17 protein-coding genes are annotated in these 18,577 nt (G+C 72.2%); 10 read left to right on the top strand and 7 right to left on the bottom strand.

Features of this window, described 5'->3' with window-relative positions; all coding sequences use genetic code 11:
* Positions 1-99: 99 nt before the first annotated feature.
* Complete coding sequence (locus O7615_RS03410; RefSeq protein ID WP_278175730.1) at positions 100-888, top strand: D-Ala-D-Ala carboxypeptidase family metallohydrolase; 789 nt, start codon at positions 100-102, stop codon at positions 886-888.
* A gap of 73 nt (positions 889-961) precedes the next feature.
* Here O7615_RS03410 and O7615_RS03415 read toward each other — a convergent pair whose 3' ends face one another.
* The gene (locus tag O7615_RS03415; protein WP_278175731.1) at positions 962-1,444 is read right to left on the bottom strand and encodes a hypothetical protein; all 483 of its coding nucleotides are present in this window, start codon (positions 1,442-1,444) and stop codon (positions 962-964) included.
* Between the two features lie 286 nt (positions 1,445-1,730).
* On the opposite strand from O7615_RS03415, the gene O7615_RS03420 reads away from it, so the two are divergent.
* Positions 1,731-2,018 (top strand): hypothetical protein, encoded by a 288-nt coding sequence (locus O7615_RS03420; protein WP_278175733.1) that lies wholly within the window; start codon positions 1,731-1,733, stop codon positions 2,016-2,018.
* 56 nt (positions 2,019-2,074) lie between these two features.
* Here O7615_RS03420 and O7615_RS03425 read toward each other — a convergent pair whose 3' ends face one another.
* Together O7615_RS03425 and O7615_RS03430 are read right to left on the bottom strand one after the other, a co-directional pair.
* On the bottom strand, positions 2,075-2,785 hold the full coding sequence (locus tag O7615_RS03425) for a response regulator transcription factor (RefSeq protein ID WP_278175734.1): 711 nt from the start codon (positions 2,783-2,785) through the stop codon (positions 2,075-2,077).
* Positions 2,782-4,023, bottom strand: coding sequence for a histidine kinase (locus O7615_RS03430; protein ID WP_278175735.1), 1,242 nt, complete (start codon positions 4,021-4,023; stop codon positions 2,782-2,784). The genes O7615_RS03425 and O7615_RS03430 overlap by 4 nt, the downstream gene beginning before the upstream one ends.
* A 132-nt stretch (positions 4,024-4,155) precedes the next feature.
* Between O7615_RS03430 and O7615_RS03435 the strand changes: the two genes are divergently transcribed.
* Genes O7615_RS03435 through O7615_RS03445 form a run of 3 tightly spaced genes read left to right on the top strand, consistent with a single transcriptional unit; the run spans position 4,156 to position 6,580 of the window.
* Positions 4,156-5,100, top strand: coding sequence for an ATP-binding cassette domain-containing protein (locus O7615_RS03435; RefSeq protein ID WP_278175736.1), 945 nt, complete (start codon positions 4,156-4,158; stop codon positions 5,098-5,100).
* Positions 5,097-5,882, top strand: a complete 786-nt coding sequence (locus O7615_RS03440) for an ABC transporter permease (protein ID WP_278175737.1) — start codon at positions 5,097-5,099, stop codon at positions 5,880-5,882. Before O7615_RS03435 ends, O7615_RS03440 begins: the two co-directional genes overlap by 4 nt.
* A complete protein-coding gene (locus tag O7615_RS03445) occupies positions 5,879-6,580 on the top strand; it encodes a hypothetical protein (protein ID WP_278175738.1) in 702 nt (233 codons plus the stop codon). The genes O7615_RS03440 and O7615_RS03445 overlap by 4 nt, the downstream gene beginning before the upstream one ends.
* 81 nt (positions 6,581-6,661) lie before the next feature.
* Here the strand turns inward: O7615_RS03445 and O7615_RS03450 are convergent, their stop codons facing one another.
* The 3 genes from O7615_RS03450 to O7615_RS03460 all read right to left on the bottom strand — a co-directional run bounded on the left by O7615_RS03450 (position 6,662) and on the right by O7615_RS03460 (position 10,510).
* Positions 6,662-8,287 (bottom strand): M28 family peptidase, encoded by a 1,626-nt coding sequence (locus O7615_RS03450; protein ID WP_278175739.1) that lies wholly within the window; start codon positions 8,285-8,287, stop codon positions 6,662-6,664.
* 170 nt (positions 8,288-8,457) lie between these two features.
* Entirely contained in the window at positions 8,458-9,930 is a 1,473-nt protein-coding gene (locus O7615_RS03455; RefSeq protein ID WP_278175740.1) for a serine hydrolase domain-containing protein, read from the bottom strand.
* A gap of 79 nt (positions 9,931-10,009) precedes the next feature.
* Complete coding sequence (locus tag O7615_RS03460) at positions 10,010-10,510, bottom strand: helix-turn-helix domain-containing protein (protein ID WP_278175741.1); 501 nt, start codon at positions 10,508-10,510, stop codon at positions 10,010-10,012.
* 109 nt (positions 10,511-10,619) lie between these two features.
* Here O7615_RS03460 and O7615_RS03465 point away from each other — a divergent pair, with 109 nt between their 5' ends.
* Positions 10,620-11,552, top strand: a complete 933-nt coding sequence (locus tag O7615_RS03465) for an AAA family ATPase (protein ID WP_278175742.1) — start codon at positions 10,620-10,622, stop codon at positions 11,550-11,552.
* A complete protein-coding gene (locus O7615_RS03470; protein ID WP_278175743.1) occupies positions 11,549-11,806 on the top strand; it encodes a Rho termination factor N-terminal domain-containing protein in 258 nt (85 codons plus the stop codon). Before O7615_RS03465 ends, O7615_RS03470 begins: the two co-directional genes overlap by 4 nt.
* 5 nt (positions 11,807-11,811) lie before the next feature.
* On the opposite strand, the gene O7615_RS03475 is transcribed toward O7615_RS03470, so the two are convergent.
* A complete protein-coding gene (locus tag O7615_RS03475; protein ID WP_278175744.1) occupies positions 11,812-14,409 on the bottom strand; it encodes a hypothetical protein in 2,598 nt (865 codons plus the stop codon).
* Positions 14,410-15,244: 835 nt separating this feature from the next.
* Here O7615_RS03475 and O7615_RS03480 point away from each other — a divergent pair.
* The 3 genes from O7615_RS03480 to O7615_RS03490 all read left to right on the top strand — a co-directional run bounded on the left by O7615_RS03480 (position 15,245) and on the right by O7615_RS03490 (position 18,395).
* Positions 15,245-16,231 (top strand): aldo/keto reductase, encoded by a 987-nt coding sequence (locus O7615_RS03480; protein ID WP_278175745.1) that lies wholly within the window; start codon positions 15,245-15,247, stop codon positions 16,229-16,231.
* Between the two features lie 296 nt (positions 16,232-16,527).
* Positions 16,528-17,541 carry an ATP-binding cassette domain-containing protein gene (locus O7615_RS03485; protein ID WP_278175746.1) on the top strand — a complete coding sequence of 338 codons (1,014 nt, stop codon included), beginning with the start codon at positions 16,528-16,530 and terminating at the stop codon, positions 17,539-17,541.
* Positions 17,538-18,395 carry an ABC transporter permease gene (locus O7615_RS03490; protein WP_278175747.1) on the top strand — a complete coding sequence of 286 codons (858 nt, stop codon included), beginning with the start codon at positions 17,538-17,540 and terminating at the stop codon, positions 18,393-18,395. The genes O7615_RS03485 and O7615_RS03490 overlap by 4 nt, the downstream gene beginning before the upstream one ends.
* Positions 18,396-18,577 lie beyond the last annotated feature (182 nt).

Here is an 18,577-nt window from a genome sequence, read left to right on the forward strand (position 1 = left end):
GCCGCCAAACGGTCCGTCCGGTGCGAGGGTGGATCCACGGGACGGCCCGGTCGAAGTCCCGAACGCCACCCCATTCGCTCTCCTATCGGGAGGACTTCTGTGCGCGTACACACCCTGAAACGGGCAGTCGTCGCCCTCGCCCTGGCCCTGCCGGGCGCCGCGATCGCCTCGGTGGTCGCCGCGCCAGCGGCCCATGCCGACGCCTGCTACACCTGGAACCGCAACCTCTACCAGGGGCGCTCCGGCAGCGACGTACGTGAGCTGCAACTCCGGATGGCCGGCTGGGCCGGCAACAACAACATCGTGGAACTGGACGGGCGGTACGGCCCGAAGACCGCCGCCGCAGTACGCCGCTTCCAGTCCGCGTACGGCATCAGGGTCGACGGGATCGCCGGCCCGCAGACCTTCGCGAAGCTGTACCAGATCCAGGACAACGACTGCACGCCCCGGCACTTCAGCTGGAGCGAGCTGGACAACGGCTGTGGCGGCAGCGGATGGACCGGTGGACCGCTGACCACCGCGCAGACCCGGCAGAACGCCCTGCGCACGATGTGGAAGCTGGAGGCGCTGCGCAAGAGCCTCGGCGACCAGCCGGTCGTCGTCACCAGCGGCTTCCGCAGCCGCACCTGCAACAGCCAGGTGGGCGGGGCGACGGACAGCCAGCACCTCTACGGCAACGCCGCCGACCTCGTCTCGCGTACCAGGCCGCTGTGCGACATCGCCCGCCAGGCTCGTAACCACGGCTTCAGTGGAATCATCGGGCCGGGCGTGCAGGGGCACAACAACCACGTCCACGTCGACTCACGGCGCGAGAACAACCAGGACCGCAGCCCGAACAACACCTACTGGGCCGCGCCCAACTGCGGGATCCCTGCCGGGTACCGCTGAGATCGCGACGCCGGCCCGGGCCGGGCGGGGGAATGACCGCGCCCGGGCCGGCGTCGTACGCGGGTGAGCCCGCTCAGCTCGCCCGCGGCCAGCGCGGCGCGGTGGCGGGGGGTGCCACCGGCCGGCCGGAACCGGAGGGTCGGACACCGGTACGCACCGCCGGTGCGGGCACCCGGGGAACCGGACCACGCGCCGGGTGACCGGCGGCACGGTCCGGCCGCACCGGACGTGCGGCGGGGGTACGTCCCGCCGAAGGTCCGTTGATCAGGAACGGGAACGGCACGTGCACGAACGGATTGCCGTGCCGGATGAGGGCGTCGAGCTGCCGCTCGTTGAGCCCGTGGTTCAGTAGCACCCGCCGACCCCAACGATGCAGCCGGCAGGGGAACCGGGCCCCATCGTTGCGGCACAGCGCCCCGGACGGCCACTCCTCCGCCGCGTGTACGACCACCGCCCGGACGGCCAGCCGGACGTCCTCAGGGGTCAACGGCGTCGGGACCGGCAACTCGCCCAGAATCTGATCGATGGGATCCGTCGACTGCTCATCAACTCGCACGGCAGACCTCCCGCAGCTCCGGTAGCGGTGCGCTTGAGCACCGCACCTCGGGCAGTGGTACGGCCCCCATGGCGGGATAGTTCAAAGTCCCGTTCCGGCAACCCGGCGACTCCGGGTCTACCTGTCGGGGGACGCGGGTGGCCGGACTCACCCGCCTGGTATACGCGGGCAGTCAGATCGTGGGCTGACGACCAGATCCCCTCCTCGGCGCAGCATGTAGCGCATCGTTCATCGACGGGACGCCCTCGGCCGGACATCCGGCCCGGGCGCGTGGGAGGAGAGCCCGATGCGCAAACAATCGCTGCGGCAGCGACTGGCCCGGACAATCGTGGTGGTCACCCTGGTGGCCAGTGGCCTGGGCACGACGGGCGGGGCTGCCCAAGCCGCCCCGGTTCCCGTCGTCAACGCGGCGGTGAGTGCCGCGCCGGTCACGCTGGCTGCGGCGGGCGGCTGGGGACTCCAGGGTGTCTTTCCCGACCCGATCACCTGCCACATCGCCGGAATCGCCTCCGGGCGGGAGTACGTCTGTGTCTGGTACGTCCTCGTCTGGGCCCTGAACGTCTGGCAGGACTAGCGAGCCCAGCGTCGCCCGGTCCGCGATCGCGGACCGGGCGAGCCCGTCACCGCCGGTCAGACCAGCCCGGCGTCGTGGACGAGCAGGGCCACCTGCACCCGGTTGTTCAGGCCGAGGCGGGTCAGCAGCCGGGAGACGTACGCCTTGACGGTGGCCACGCTCATGAACAGCTCCCCGGCGATCTCGGCGTTGGTCCGCCCCTGGCCCAGGGCCACCGCGACGGCGCGTTCCCGCTCGGTCAGACCCGCCAGTTGCTGGGCGGCCCGGTCGCGGCGCGGGTCGGCCGTCATCGTTGCGGCCGTGACGTGCGCGATCAGGGTGCGGGTAACCGTCGGGGACAGGGTCGCCTCGCCCGCCGCCACCCGGCGCACCGCTCGCACGATCTCGACCGGCGGGGTGTCCTTGAGCAGGAACCCGCCGGCGCCGGCCCGCAGCGCCCGCAGCACGTGCTCGTCGGTGTCGAAGGTGGTCAGCACGAGCACCTCGGGTGGTCTCGGCAACGCGCGAAGCGCCTCGGTGGCGGCCAGCCCGTCCAGGCGGGGCATCCGGATGTCCATCAGCACCACGTCCGGCCGGCACGCGGCGACCGCGGTGACCACCTCGCTGCCGTCGGCCGCCTCGCCGACCACCTTCAGGTCGGGGGTACCGCCGAGGATCATCGACAGCCCGGCGCGTACCAACGCGTCGTCGTCCACGATCAGGATCCGTACCGGGCCGGCCGTGGTCGGCTCCGCCGCATCGGCCGGTGCCGGTTGGTCTCCGGTCACGACGCCGGCCAGGGCAGCCAGGCGGCCAGCCGGAAGTCCCCGTTGCCGTCGCGGCCGTGTTCCAGCCGCCCGCCGGCGAGGTTGACCCGCTCGGCGATGCCGACCAGGCCGGTGCCGGCGCCGGGGATCGGGGCGGCGGCGGGTTCACCCACCGGCCAGCGGTTGCGGATCTCCACGGTCAGCCCGTCGCCCGGTGCGCCGCTGAGGCCGACCGTGACGGCGGCGCCGGCGGCGTGCTTGCGGGCGTTGGTCAGCCCCTCCTGCACGATCCGGTAGATGCTCCGGCCGGCCACGTCGGGCAGCCCGTCGGCCGCGCGGACCCGGTCGCGCAGGTCGACACGGATCCCGGCGGCGCGGGACTCGGCGACCAGCGCGGGCAGGTCGTCGAGGGTGGGCTGCGGACGTTCCGGTTCCGCGGGCAGGGAGGGCTCGGCCCGCAGCACGCCGATCACCTCGCGCAGATCCTGCAGGGCGGCATGGGCACTGCCCCGGATCACCCCGGCCGCCCGCGCCACCTCCTCGGCGGGGGCGTCGGGGCGGAACTCCAGCGCCCCGGCGTGCAGGCTGAGCAGCGAGATCCGGTGAGCGAGCACATCGTGCATCTCCCGGGCGATGCGGGTGCGTTCCAGCTGGCGGGCCTGGGCCACCCGCAGCTGCTGCTCGGCCTCGGCCCGCTCGGCGCGTTCCCGCAGCGACAGCACCAGCTGCCGGCGGGCCCGCACGAACATCCCCCACGCCAGCAGGCACAGGGTGATGACCGTGGCCCACGCGAGGCTCACCCAGTACGCGGTGCCCGGTTCGGGACGGACCAGGTAGTAGACGGCGTTGGCCACCAGGCCGGCCACGGTGAGGCCGACCGTGACCGCCGTGCGGCAGTGCACCGCCACGGTGAGATAGATGACCACCAGGGCCACCGCCGCGGCCACCGAGAACATGATCACCGGCAGCGACACCAGCGCCAACCCGACCGGCCAGCGGCGGCGGAACCAGAGCGCCGCCGCGCCGAGCAGGCCGATGAACGCGTCCGCGGCGATCATCCACGGGTGGGGCAACCGTTCCGCGATGATCGGCTCCATGGCGAAGGCGTCGCCGGTGGCCACCGGGATCCAGAGCAGGGCGGCCAGGAAGCAGAAGCTGTCCACCAGCCAGTCGCGGGTGGTGCGCCGGGGGTGGCGACGCGTCGGGCTCAACGACCCGGGCAGCAGCCACGGGTGTTCGAGTACGTCGGCGCTGGTCACGGCGCAATGGTAGGCAGCTGTCCGGCCACCGGGCCAGCTACCAAAGTCGACGCCTGACGGTCGACCTTGGTCGGGGTGAGGCAGACCGTCGGCCGCTGCGGGCAGCCCGGCGGTCCGGGCAGGCTGGCGTACATGATCGTTGTCGACCAGCTCACCAAACGGTACGGACGGCACACCGCCGTCGAGAACGTGTCGTTCCACTGCGAGCCGGGCACCGTCACCGGCTTCCTGGGGCCCAACGGGGCCGGCAAGTCCACCACCATGCGGATGATCTGCGGGCTCACCCCGCCGACCGCCGGTACCGCCGCCGTCGCCGGACGCCCGTACCGCCAACTGCCCAACCCGGGCCGCACGGTCGGGGTGCTGCTGGACGCCTCCGCACAGCACGCCGGGCGGACCGGCCGGGAGGCGCTGACCGTGGCCGCCGCCACGATGGGAGTGGACCGGCGGGCGGTGGGCGAGGTGCTCGACCGGGTCGGGCTGGACGCGGTCGCGGCCCGGCGCCGGGTCCGGGCGTACTCGCTGGGGATGCGCCAGCGCCTCGGCATCGCGCTCGCGCTACTCGGCAACCCCCGGGTGCTGATCCTGGACGAGCCGGCCAACGGCCTGGACCCGGAGGGCATCTTCTGGATGCGCGGCCTGCTGCGCGACTTCGCCGACCGGGGCGGCACCGTGCTGCTCTCCTCCCACCTGTTGCGCGAGGTGGAGGCGGTCGCGGACCGGCTGGTGGTGATCGGGGGCGGCCGGATCGTGGCGCAGGGCGGCAAGGACGAACTGCTGGCCGGCGACGGCACGCTGGTGCGGGCCCGCGACCGGGCGGCCCTGCGCGGCGCGCTGCAACGCGCTGGCCTGACGGCCCGCGACGGCACCGACGGGCTGCTGGTCAGCGCCGACCCGGAGGCCGTCGGGCAGGCCGCCGCGACGGCCGGGGTCGCCCTCACCGAGCTGCGCCCGGCCGGCACCGGTGGCCTGGAGCAGCTCTTCCTCACCCTCACCACGGCCGAGCCGGCCGTCGCCGAGACCCGCCCCGCCGAGACCCGTACCGACGCCGCGCCGACCGAGGAGGCCGTCCGATGACCACCACCGCCGCACCCGAGGTCACCCCGGACGCCCGGCCGGCGCAGCGCCGGCCGTCGCTGGGCCGGCTGACCGCCGTGGAGCTGCGGAAGCTCGTCGACACCCGGGCCGGCCGCTGGTTGCTGATCACCATCGGCCTGGTCGCCGCCCTCATCGTCACCCTCCAACTGGTGTACGCGCCCGACGCGGAGCAGACCTTCGTCAACTTCTTCCTCCCGTCGCTGTTCCCGGTCGGGCTGCTGCTGCCGGTGCTCGGCATCCTCTCGATCACCAGCGAGTGGTCGCAGCGCACCGCGCTGACCACCTTCGCGCTGGTGCCCCGGCGGGAACGGGTGATCGCCGCCAAGCTTGCCGCGGTGGTACTGGCCGCCCTGGCCTCGGTGCTGGCGAGCCTCGCCCTCGCCGCCGCCGGGACGCTGGTCGCCGGCGCGACCGGCGGCGCGGGCAGCTGGCGGATCGAGGGCACGCTGATCCTGCACGCCGCCGTGTTCCAGGTGGCCAACGTGCTGATGGGGGCGGGGTTCGGCCTGCTGCTCCTGCACACCCCGCTGGCCATCGTGGCCTACCTGATCCTGCCGATCGCCTGGTCGATCGTGGGCGAGCTGGTCCGGCCGCTGAGCCGGGCCGCGGAGTGGCTGGACACCGGGCGCACCATGGAGCCGTTGTTCACCACCGAGATGACCGCCGGGCAGTGGGGGCGGCTGGGGGTGTCACTGCTGGTGTGGCTGGTGGTGCCGCTGGTCGCCGGGCTGGTCCGGACGATGCGTCGGGAGGTGGCGTGACGGCGTACGGGAAGCCGACGGTGGTCAGCGGCGGCGTCGGGGAGTTGCTGGTGCTCTGGGTCGGTATCCCGGTGCTCGGCGCCGCGGCGGGCGGTCTGCTGGCGGCGGGCGCGGGCTGGGTGGTCGGCCTGCCGTGGGCCCCGATGCAGGGCCTGTTCCGGCTGGTCGACGGGCTGCCCGAGGGGTACGCCCTGGCCGGCGGGGTGGGGGTCGGCGTACTGGCCGGCCTGGTGATCGCCGCCGTCGGCACCGCCGAGGCGGTGCACGTCACCGTGGACGGCACCCGGGTCCGCCTGCGGGTCGGCAGCTCCGAGCGGGAGGTCGGCCGGGCGCAGACGCGGGCGGTCTTCGCCGACGGCAAGGATCTGGTCCTGCTCGACGCGGACGACGGTGAGCTGGCCCGGCAGCGGTCCGACCTGCCGGCCGATCAACTGGCCGGCGCCTTCCGCGAGCACGGCTGGCCCTGGGTGGAGGCGGATCCGCACCGGGCGGCGTACCGGCGCTGGGTGCCCGACCTTCCCGGCCTGCCGGCCGGCGCGGACGCACTGCTGCGGGCCCGGCAGGAGGCGCTGGAACGCGACCGGGGCGACGAGACCCGGGAACTGCGGGCGGAGCTGGCCCGCTACGGCGTGGTGCTCCGCGACGAGGGCAAGCGGCAACACTTCCGGCTGTCCCGGTCCGCCCTGCCACCCGGCTGACGCAGCACGCTGGGTCGCCGGCCGACGCGATCGGGCCGGGCCCCGTGGTGGTGGCCCGGCCCGATCGGGGCGTCTCGCGGGTTATCGCCAGTGGTGCTTGTGGCCGTGCTTGTGGCCGTGCGACTTGCCCTTCTTGCCCTTACCCTTGCCGGGCGCCTTGCCCGGCACGCCGTTCACGGCCGAGGTGTCGAACGCGAAGGTGATCACCGAGGTGGCGATGGCGTCGGCGTTGACGTCGAGCGCGAAGACGTTCACGTTGCCCTGGAGCTTGTACTTCTTGCCCAGCGCCTTGTAGACGGCGGCGTCGCCGCCGTCGGCGACCGGCGTGCGGCTGTCACACGCCTGGTGGTAGCAGGGGTCGTAGGAGACCCCGGCCAGCCCGCCGAACAGGGCGGCCTCGGCCTCCGTCTTGACGCCCTCGGCGCCGGTGAAGAGGCCACCGGCGGGGATGTCGACGTCGATGAACGCCCCGTAGTCCGAGCGGCCGGTGAAGTCGGACGGCACGGTGGGCAGCTTGCGGGAGGCGAAGAACTTCTCGAACACCTGCTCGATCTGCGCCGAACCCTCCGGCCCCGGGCCGGAGCCCTCCTCCGCCGAGTCGTCACCGTCGTACACCCCGAAGACGTAGTTCGGCGAGCCGACCATGTCGAAGTTGAGGTAGAGGGCGATGTCGGCGACCTGCTGCTCGGTCAGACTGTCCACGTAGTACTGCGAGCCGACCAGGCCGGCCTCCTCCGCACCCCACCAGGCGAAGCGCACCGCGTTGTACGGCTTCACCTTGGCCATCTGCAGCGCGACCTCGAGCAGCGCGGCGCTGCCGGTGCCGTTGTCGTTGTAGCCCGGCCCCGCCGGGTCCGAGTCGAGGTGCGCCCCGGCCACGACCACATTGTCGGTGCGGCCCTGCTTGGTCTGGGCGAAGACGTTCTCGGTGCTCCGGATCTCCGACGTGGTGTCGGCCTCGATCCGCAGGACCAGGCCGGCCGTCGCGGCGAACTGCGCCCCGGTGTCGTACGACACGGCGACGGTCGGGATGCCGACCGGCGCGCCGAGGGTGCCGGCGTACAGGTCGTAGCGGTCCGCGTTCGCCTCCGGGGTGCCGTTGCCCTGGTTCATGATGATCGCGCCGGCCGCACCGGCGGCCTCGGCGTTGACCGCCTTGTCGCCGAACGCGCAGGTGCCGCGCTGCAACAGGGCGATCTTGCCGGCCACGTCCACGCCGTCGAAGTCACTGGCCTCACAGCCCGACGTCGAGGCGCGCGGTGGTTCGAGGGCGAGGTCCACCGGGACGACGAGCCCTTCCGCGACGCCGGCGCCCGAGTAGCTCATCAGCTCGTAGTCGACGCCGTCGGCGTACGTGGTCGGGTTCGGTGCCACCTGGGCGAACGACGAGCCGAACTCCTCGTAGAACGCGAAGTCGAACTGCTGCCGGGTCACCTGGTAGCCAGCCTTCTTCAGCAGCTTGGCCACGTAGTCGGCGCTCGCGTCGTAGCCCGGGGTGCCGGAGGCGCGGGTGCCGTTGTTGGCGTTGGCGATGGCCTGGAACTTGTCGAGGTGCTTGAGGACCCCCTTGACCGTCACCGCCTTGGTCAGCTTCTTGGCCGAGTTGTTGTTCGGGCTGGCCAACGCCGGGCTTACCAGCGCCGTCGTGCCCAAGAGAACGCCGGCCGCGATGGCGGCCAGCACTTTCCTGCCGGAGAAAGGCACCACGATGTGCCACGTCCTTCCTCTGTGGTTGTCCGGCTCCCCAACCCCCGTGTGCCGGATCTTCCGGCCATCCTGATGCACCTCGATGCCCGATGCAAAGGGCCTGTTCAGTCGAGCCGGACCGACGTTCGGCCCGGCACGGCCGTCGATGCCCCTCGCCACCGAGCCGGCACTCAGGAGAGGAGGGCGGCCGTCAGCGCGACGGCGGCGGCCGACGAGGCGGTCACCGAGGCCACCCGTCGCCACGGCACGGTGGCACCGTTGACCGGCAGTTCCCGCCAGCGGTGGACGGCCAGGGCCAGCCCGGCGCCCGAGGCCGCGAGCCCGACCGGCCAGAGCCAGCCCGGCACGGCCGACCAGTCGCCGAGCTGGTGGCCCAGGGCTGGATAGACCAGCGCCCAGACGGCGGCCGCCAGCGCGGTCAGCCGGTCCAGCGTGGGGCGTAGGACGGTGCCGAGCAGCGACAGACCACCGATGAAGGTGAACAGCAGCGCGATGCCGGCGCCGGCCCAGGTGGGCAGCGCCGGCGAGGCGGTGCCGGCCTGCTCCCGGGGTACGCCGAGCAGCCGCAGCCCGATCGGTTCCACGCCCTTGTCGGTATTGCCGAGCACCACCACCCCGTTGCCGGTGGCCCGGTCGAAGCCGATGTAGGAGTGGAAGCCGCTGGTGGCACCGTTGTGCCAGGTGATCTCGCGGTCGCCGTAGCGGGTGGTGAACCAGCCGTACCCGATGCGGGTGCGCTCGGTGTCGTCGAAGCGCGGCTCACGGGCGTCGACGCCCGGCGCGGTGCCGGCGGCGGTGGCGGAGACGAGCCGGGCGAGGTCCGCCGCGGTGGACCAGTATCCGATGCCGGCGGGGGCATACCCGGCGCCGATCCAGGGGTCCGGGGTGCGTCCGCTGCTCCGGGCACCCTCGGCCCGCCCGGCGGGCACCGCGTCCGGGTCGGTGACCTGCACGGTCGCGGTCATGCCCAGCGGGGTCAGCAGCTCCCGGTCGAGCAGCTCGGGGTAGCCGGTGCCGGCGTTCGCCGCGAGTGCCTGGCCGAGCAGCGCCATCCCGAGGTTGGAGTAGCCGACCCGGCCCCGGTCGTCCCCGGGCCGGTGGTCGTCGGTCGCGGCGCGGACCCGGTCGACGTCCTGCCCGGCGTACGGGTTGCCGGCCGCGAAGTTGGCCCAGAGGACGCGCACCCAGTCGCGCACCGAGCCGAGGGGTACCCGGGGCAGGCCGGTGCGGTGGCTGGCCAGTTCGGCCAGGGTCACCTCGTGCGCCGGGCCGGTGACCTCGGGCCAGGTCGCGCCGAGGGTGTCGTCGGGGCGTACGGCCCCGGCGCTGGCCTGGTGGGCCAGCAGCATGCCGGTGAGGACCTTGGGCACCGAACCGATCTCGAACGGGGTGTCGGCCTCGACCGGGTTGCCGTCGCGGTCGCGGTCGCCGAGGCCGGCGGTGCGGACCTGGCCGCCGTCGATCAGCGCCACGGAGAGCCCACGGTATCCACCGGGATCGGCCACCGCGGCGCGGACCTCGGCGGCGAGGTTCGCGTCGCCGGTGGTCTGCGCGGTCAGTCGGGGTTCGCGGGGCATGACGCCGAGTCCGGCGAGGCCGGCGACGATCCCGGCGACGAGAGCGATGACGGGCGGCTTGCGCATGATGCTCCTTCCGTCGGTACGGCCGGTAGCTGGGCGGCCGGGGGCGGGTGGCCGGACGCTGGCGGGTGGCCTGGTGCGGTCAGCGGCCGGCGGCGGCGAGGATGGCTAGCAGCGGCACCACCCGCTCGCCGGGGATGGCGTACCGGCCACGGCCGGCGCTGCGCAGCCAGCCGGCGGCGGTGAGCTGGCGCAGGTGATGATGCAGCTGGCCGGTGGTGCCGAGTTCCTCGATCCCGGCCAGCTCGCCGGTGCCCTGCCGGCCACCGAGGATCTCGCGCAGCAGCCGCAGACGCACCGGGTGGGCCAGGGCGGAGAGGGTGGCCGGCAGGTCGGCCCAGTCGCCGGCCAGCAGATCGTCGACGCCCCGGCCGTACTGCCAGTCGAACTGCTGGTCGGCGAGGTGGACGGTGCCGGTGTAGAGCACCGCGCCGGCGCTGCCGGCGGGGATCCGCTGTTTGAGCCCGTCGAGGGCCCAGAAGGTGCCCTCCGGCTCGGCCGCCGGCACACCCCCGTCGAGCCGCTCCCGCAGCGCGCCGACCTGCGCCTCCAGCGCGGCCAGCCGCTCCTCCACGTCGGTCATCACTCGATACTACGAACTTACGTAGTTACGTGCAAACGACAGAAGGCGGGGGATGATCGAACTCTGCCGCGGCGGCCCGCTACCGTCACCCGTCTGGGGAGGTACGTCGATGTACGTCGTGTCCGTGATCAACTACAAGGGTGGGGTCGGCAAGACCACGGTGACCGGCAACCTCGGGGCCGAGCTGGCCAACCGGGGGATGAAGGTGCTGCTCATCGACCTCGACCCGCAGGCCAGCCTGACCTTCGGCTTCTACGACCCCGACGACTGGCGGGATCGGCTGCGCGACAGCCGCACCGTGAAGCGCTGGTACGACGGCCTGCGCCAGGGCAACCCCTCGGTCACCCTGGGTGAGCTGGTGGTGTCCCCCGGCCCCGTGAACGCCCGGCTCACCGGCGCCGGGCGACTCGACCTGATCGCGTCCCACCTGCAACTGGTGGACATCGATCTGGCCCTCGCCCGCAACGTCGCCGGTGGGGAGGAGTACGACGCCGAACTGTTCCGGGTCCGCGGCTCGCTCGCCGACGGACTGCTCGCCGACGGACTGGACCCGTACGACATGGTGCTGATCGACTGCCCGCCGAACTTCAACGTGGTCACCCAGTCGGCCATCATCGCCAGCGACCACCTCGTCATCCCGGCCAAGGCCGACTACCTGTCCACCCTCGGCATCGACTACCTGCACGGCAACGTGCGGGAGCTGGTCGAGCAGTACAACGCCGACGCCCGCCGGTTCGCCACCGTACGCCGGCACCAGAAGGTCGCCCCCGGCGTGGCCGGGGTGGTCTTCACGATGATCCAGTTGCTGGCGCAGCGACCGATCGCCACCCACCAGGGCTACATGGACCAGGTCCGTAACCTGGGCCTGCCGGTCTTCCCGACCGCGCTGCGGGAGAACGTCACCCTCTACGCCACGAACACCCCACGGGGAGTGCCGGTGGTGCTACGCGACCGGGTCACCGTGCCCGCCGTCCGCGACGAGCTGCGCCGGCTCGCCACCGAGTTCCTCGACCACCTCCAGCCCGACCGGCAGCCGACGTGAGTTGCCCGGACGGCGACCCGACCGTCAACGCCGGACCGTTGGCGGCGGAGGCCGCCGCGCGGTTGGCGGCGATGACCAGCCGCGCCGACGGTACGGCGTACCTCTCGCCCTGGCCGGTGCGCGACCTGCGGGAGCTGGCCGCGAACCTGGGGTTGCGCGGCGTCGGCGCGCTGCGCAAGGCGGAACTGGTCGAGCGCGTGGTCGAGCACACCATCGGCTACCGCCTCACCTCCACCGCCCTGCGGCAACGCTGACCCGCTTAGCCCGCGCTGGACGTTTGTTCTTCACCCGCCAGGACCGCCTGGCGCGGGCTGCGGCTGCCCCTGGTCGCCTGGCGGCCGATCACCGTCGGCTCGGCGACGCGGGCCGACGGCACCCGATCAAGCAGGGCCCGAAAGGGATTGCGCAGCGCCCGCTGCCGGCGGCTGGTCCACCGCACGAGCACGACGTTCACGCCCATGAGCGCGACGACCGCCACGACCGTCTGCGGAATGCCGATCCAACCGGCCACGGTGGCGAACGCCACCGGCGCACCCAAACCTACTACGCCTAACAGGCCGATCAACATTAGTAAGCCGATCAACCCGTCCAGATTGGGGTCGGACGTCGCCCGCGCTTCGACCACGATTCCGGTGACCACGAGTGCCGCGCAGAACACCACGACCGCCGCCCCCACCACTGGCCCCCAGGCCCACCAGCCGATCAGAGTCCCGAACGACCGGATGAGCGCGACGCCGATCAGAGCCACGCCAGCCAGCACCCCGAGCGTGACCGCGACGTTGCGCAGGTAGGCCAGGACCGTCGGCGCCTCCGCGCGCTCGTTGAGCGTCCGCCAGTCCCGCAGGTCGGCGTCGAGCGTGCCGCGCGTCCACAGGCGACTGACCAACTCCGTCAGCACCGGCGTCGGGAGGCCGGCCAACAGCACAGCCTGGCAGCCGGATGCCCGCTGCTCCAGCGCCCGCACCGCGATGTCGCGTGCTGTCCCAGGGTCCCGCCGGGTGACCTGGTCAAACATGCCGCAGATCTCATTCGTGCTGAAAGAACCGGAGAGCACCCGCTTGTAGCCGAAACGGTGCGCCGTGTGGCTCAGTTCCTCGGTCAGCTCCTCGGGCATCTGACCGGAAGCGAACGTGCCGCGCCGGGCGACGAGACCGATCGCGACACGCACGTCGACGGCGCCGAGATCGCTCGGGACGTCCTCGGCCGAGGACTCCAGGATCAGCCAGCCGAGGCGGCCCATCGTCCGGGCCAGATCGGTGCCCGCTTCGAAGGGCGCCCACAGCCAGTCGTACCACTCCCTGATCCGCACACGCCCCGACTTGTCGGCCAGCTCCATCGATACGGTCTCTGCGGGCGCGGGGTCGAACCTGCGGAGCTCGTTCTCCACGTCTGCCGCGCTGACCAGGACGGCCAGTCGCCACGCCGCACGCACGGAGACCTGCCGGTGGCGTCCCCACAGGTGTTCCGCGAGCGCGACGGCCGCCGCCGGAGTGCCGATGGCGGCCAGGTCGTCGACGGCCGCCACCGAACCGGAGCCGGCCCGGGCGGCCAGCGTCGGAATGGCCAGCTCGCCGGTGGCCCGCAACGCCGCACGGGCCACCGGTACCCGCTCCGCCATCTCGCTCAGCAGCTCGATCGCCTCGCGGCGTCGGGACTCGGCGAGAACCACCACGGCGTCCTCGGCCACGGCTCCGCCGGATCGCGCCTGGTGCCGCAGGCTCTCGAAAAGCTGCTGGCCGAACGGCCCCGGATTGCCGGCCACCGCGCCGAGCGCCGCCAGGACCAGGTGCTTGTCGGCGACCGGCGTACCGAGCAGCCGGACATGACTGTCCACGATCGCCGAAGCCAGCTCCTCGTCGAGCTGTCGGGCCTCGGCGACGCACTCCAGGGCCAGCAGCCGGTCCCGGTCGTCGCCGGCGAAGATCTGCCGCACCACACCGGACGCATCGCGGTTGGCTCCGGCACACCAGAGCTTCACCGTCTCCCGCCACCTGCCCGGGTTCTCCCGGTACAGCCCGAGCAGCCGGTCGGGGTCGTCCGCGAGTTCCACCGCAGCCAGGTATTCCTGCAGTGTCAGGTGGGCGAACTCGTAGAGCAGATTGTTGTCGTCGATACGGATCAGCAGACCGCTGCGCTCGACTATCTCGTCGACCATCCGGGGCAGGTGCTCCTCGGCCAGGCGAAACCGGGGCAGGATGCGGGCAAGTTCGGCGTACACCTCCGCCTCGCCGATCACCCGACGGTCCGTGCCCTGAGATCGGCCACCCTGCGCGGCCAGCGCGATCGCCCGCAGCGCCATGAGCTTGTGACCGGCCTGGTAACGGGCGAGGTGACGGTGCCGGCCGAGATCCCGGTCCCGGCGGAGCAGGTGGTCCACGGCCTGCTGGTAGAACTCCGCCCGCGAGTTGGTCAACATTGGGCCGGTGCCCGCGTCCGCCTCGTACAAGGTGCTGATCATGGTCAGCATGAGCGGACTGCGCGCCAGCCTCATCACCGTCGGGCTCGACCGCAGTTCCGCCATGAGCTGCTCGATGACATGCCGGGGGTCCGCCGGCATGTCGTCGCCGCCCTGCTCGGATCCCCGGTGTTCTTCGCGGATATCCCGCCGCCGGCCAAACCAGAGCCGCAGGAAGTGCCGGATCCCGGCGTCATCGAAGCCGGCCACCCGGACTTCCCGCTCGAAGACGGGCCGCAGGTCGCCGTCGTAGACCGCGTCGCGACAGGTGACCACGATCTGGGTCGTCGGATGACGCTCGGCGAACTCCTTGATGTCCTCCGCGACCGTGGCCCGCCGGTCGGTGACCACCTCATCGAGCCCGTCCAGGAACACACAGAGCCGGCCGCTGGCGAGCGCCACCTCGGCGACCTGGTCCGCGTCGGTGACGAGCGGGCGGTGCGATGCCGACGGCGGCGGGCGGGTTCGTCGTCGAGCCGACCGAGGGCCTCCGCGATCAGCTGCCGGATCGTGCGCCCGTCCCGGTTCGACCGGGCCAGTTCCACGAGGACCGGTACCCGGTCGAACCGCTCGGGCGCCGCCGCCCACCGCACCATCGAGTGCCGCAGCAGCATCGACTTTCCCGCCCCGGCCGCACCGAGGATGACCGTGCGTCGATGCCCCTGGACATCGCGGTAGATGTCGACCCGCTTGCCGCCCTGTTCGTACTCCAGTGGCACGTACACCTCGTCGAGGGTGATCGAGACGTCCCGGAGAAACCCCAGCTCCATACGGTTGTAGGTGCGGGCGACCCAGGCACGGTAGCGGCGCCACTCGTCCGGACGGATGCCACGGCGTCGGCCCGCGACGAGGCCCCACAGGCGGGCCAACACGGATCTGATCCAGTCGGCGAAGAACTGCTGCACCACCCCGAGGAGCATGGCCAGCAGAAAGAGCCCGAGTGCCGCGTACTCCAAGCCGAATGGCAGGTCCGGCAACTGTGGCACGGCACAACCCTTCTACGCACCGAGATCGGACAGGAACACACCGTATGCGCAGGGCCGGACGTACGCACCGGGCTCAGGGGCCGCAGGCAATGGACCTTCGGACGGGTACGCGCGGTCAGTCGGGTCGCCGAACGGCCCGAGCGGCGGGTGTGCCTCAGACCGGCCCTGCCACGGTGGGGTTGACCTCGAGTGCGCTCGAAGACGCAGGCTGGTGCCGCGTCCATCCGCTCGGGCGCACGAGAGGAGTTTCCATGCGGTACCGCACGATCGGCACGGACCCGCGTACCCGCCGCGAGGTCAGCGTGCTCAGCCTCGGCGCGATGCTCTTCGGCACGAAGACCGACGAGGCCACCTCCTACGCGATCCTGGACCGCTTCGTCGAGGCGGGCGGCACCTTCATCGACACGTCGGACAACTACGCGTTCTGGATGAACGGCGGGCAGGGCGGGGAGAGCGAGGAACTGCTGGGCCGGTGGCGGCGCAGCCGGGGCATCGGCGACGAGATCGTCATCGCCACGAAGCTCGGCGCGCGGCCGCTGGCACCGGGCACCAGCTACCTCGACAACCCGGAAGGGCTGTCGGCCGCGGTGATCCGGGAGTCCGCCGAGCGCAGCCGGCAGCGCCTCGGGGTGGGCAAGCTGGACCTGCTCTACGCCCACATCGAGGATCACCGGGTGCCGGTCCGGGAGACCGTGGAGGGCTTCGCCGAACTGGTCGCCGAGGGCACGGTCGGGCTGCTCGGCGCGAGCAACCACCGCACGTGGCGGGTGGAGCGGGCTCGCGCGCTGGCCGCCGCGGCCGGTCTGCCCGGGTACGAGGTGCTCCAGTACCACCGCAGCTACCTGCCGCGTCGCCTGGACGGGCCGACCGACCTCGACGCCGACGGCGACGTGGGCGCCGTCGGCGGCGAGCTGATCGGCTACCTGCGGGCCGAGCCCGGCCTGACCCTGGTGTCGTACGGGTCGCTGCTGTGGGGTGCCTACAGCCGGGCGGACCGGCCGCTGGGCCCGGAGTACGACCTGCCGAGCGCGCCGGTCCGGCTGGCCGCGCTGCGGGAGGTGGCGCAACAGACCGGCGCGACGGTGAACCAGGTGGTGCTGTCCTGGCTGATCGACGGCGATGTGCCCACCATCCCGCTGGTGGGAGCCTCCTCCGTGGCCCAGCTGGAGGAGAGTCTCGCCGCCGTCGACCTGAAGCTGACGCCCGAGCAACGGCACCGGCTCGACACCGCCTGGTAACGGGGGTTGGCAGCGGCCCGAGGCCACTGCCGGCGGGTGGCGCGCGGGCCAGTGCCGCGGGGTCGGAACAGCCGCCGCTAGATCTGATCTAGCGGCGGCTGCTCGTCGTCTCGCGCCTGTGGGATGAGCCGGTGGGATGAGCCGGCCACCACCGCCGGCCGCCGTCGTTGTAGCAGGCGGAGGCCACGGGAGAGACTATTTCTGTCGTACCCGTGGAGTGTGCTGGGGTGGCGGGTCGCGGAAGGTGACGCGCGACCGGCTCGCAGGTGTGACGAGCGGAAGGAAGTTTCAAGATCATGAGTAGAAGCACCGGCCTCGCCATCGAGGCCGAGGGCCTGACCCGGTCCTTCGGTGAGACCCGGGCGCTCGCCGGCATCGACCTACAGGTCCCCGCCGGCGCGGTGTACGGGCTGCTCGGCCCGAACGGTGCCGGCAAGACCACGGCCGTGCGCGTCCTGGCCACGCTGCTGCGTCCGGACGGTGGGCGGGCGCGGGTGTTCGGCCACGACGTGGTCGCCGAAGCCGACGCCGTCCGCGCACGGGTCAGCCTCACCGGGCAGTACGCCTCGGTCGATGAGGACCTGACCGGCTCGGAGAACCTCATCCTGCTGGGCAGGTTGCTCGGGCTGCGCAGGCCCGCCGCCCAGCAGCGGGCGGAGCAGCTGCTGGGCGCGTTCGGGCTGACCGACGCGGCCGGGCGGCAGGTCAAGAAATACTCGGGTGGCATGCGGCGGCGGATCGACATCGCGGCGAGCATCCTCAACACGCCCGACCTGCTGTTCCTCGACGAGCCGACGACCGGGCTGGATCCACGCAGCCGCAACCAGGTGTGGGAGATCATCCGGGCGGTGGTGGCCCACGGCACGACCGTGCTGCTGACCACACAATATCTGGACGAGGCCGACCGACTGGCCAGCCGGATCGCGGTGGTCGACCACGGCCGGGTGATCGCGGAGGGCACCCCGGGCGAGTTGAAGTCGTCGGTCGGCTCCGGCACGGTCCACCTGCGGTTGCGGGATCCGGCCCAGCGGCCCGAGGCCGAGCGGGTGCTGCACGCGGTGCTGGACGTGCCGGTGCAGCTGGAGGCCGACCCGGTGGCGATGACCGCCCGGGTCGGCGGCGACGGCAGCGACCTGGACGCCAGCGCGGGAGCCGCCCGTGCCCTGGGCGAGCTGTCCCGCGCCGGGATCGTGGTGGACGACTTCTCCCTCGGCCAGCCGAGCCTGGACGAGGTCTTCCTGGCCCTGACCGACCACCCCGCGGTGCCCGCCGAGGACGAGCGGGACGACGAGCTGGAGGTAGCCCGATGAGTAGCGACACCGCCACCTCGACCGGCCGGGCGCCGACCGTCTACGTGCCCTCGACCGAGGCGTTGGGTACGGTCCTCGCGCCCGGCGCACGACCGCCGCGGCCGAGCCCGCTGTCGGCCTCGCTCACCTTCAGCTGGCGCGCCCTGCTGAAGATCAAGCATGTGCCGGAGCAGCTGTTCGACGTGACCGCGTTCCCGATCATCATGGTGCTGATGTTCACGTACCTGTTCGGCGGCGCGCTCGCCGACAGCCCACGTGACTACCTGCAGTTCTTCCTGCCGGGCATCATGGTGACCAGCGTCGTGATGATCACCATGTACACGGGCGTCGGGCTGAACACCGACATCGAGAAGGGCGTCTTCGACCGGTTCCGTACGCTGCCGGTGTGGCGGCCGGCGGCCCTGGTCGGCATGATCGTCGGGGACGTGCTGCGCTACGTGCTCGCGGCAGTGGTGATCCTGACCGTCGGGCTGGTGCTCGGCTTCCGTCCCGACGGCGGCGTCATCGGTGTCCTCGCCGGGATCGGCCTGCTGGTGGTCTTCTCCTTCGCGTTCTCCTGGGTCTGGACGTTCTTCGGCCTGGTCCTGCGCAGCGAGAAGTCCGTGATGGGGGTCAGCATGATGGTGCTGTTCCCGCTGACCTTCCTGAGCAACGTCTTCGTCGACCCGAGCACCATGCCCGGTTGGCTCCAGGCCTTCGTCAAGGCGAACCCGATCACGCACCTGGTGTCGTCGGTCCGCGCGGCGATGGCCGGCACCACCGACGCCTCGGCCATGATGTGGATGCTCCTCTGGAGCGCCGCCTTCATAGTGATCTTCGGCACCCTGACCATGTACCGCTACAACCGCCGCTGACCACCGACAACCGCTGTTGATCATGAGGTTAGCGGCATCCGTGAAGATCGAACTCGCCGCTAACCTCATGATCGCCATGATCTCCACAACTTCACCGATGTTGCTGCCTCGTCAGCGCTGGAGGCAGCAACATCCCTGAAACTGCGCGGATCTTGCAGGCCGAGGGCGGGAGGACCCAGCCG

The sequence above is a fragment of the Micromonospora sp. WMMD1082 genome (genome assembly GCF_029626175.1).
In the GTDB taxonomy this organism is placed as follows: domain Bacteria; phylum Actinomycetota; class Actinomycetes; order Mycobacteriales; family Micromonosporaceae; genus Micromonospora.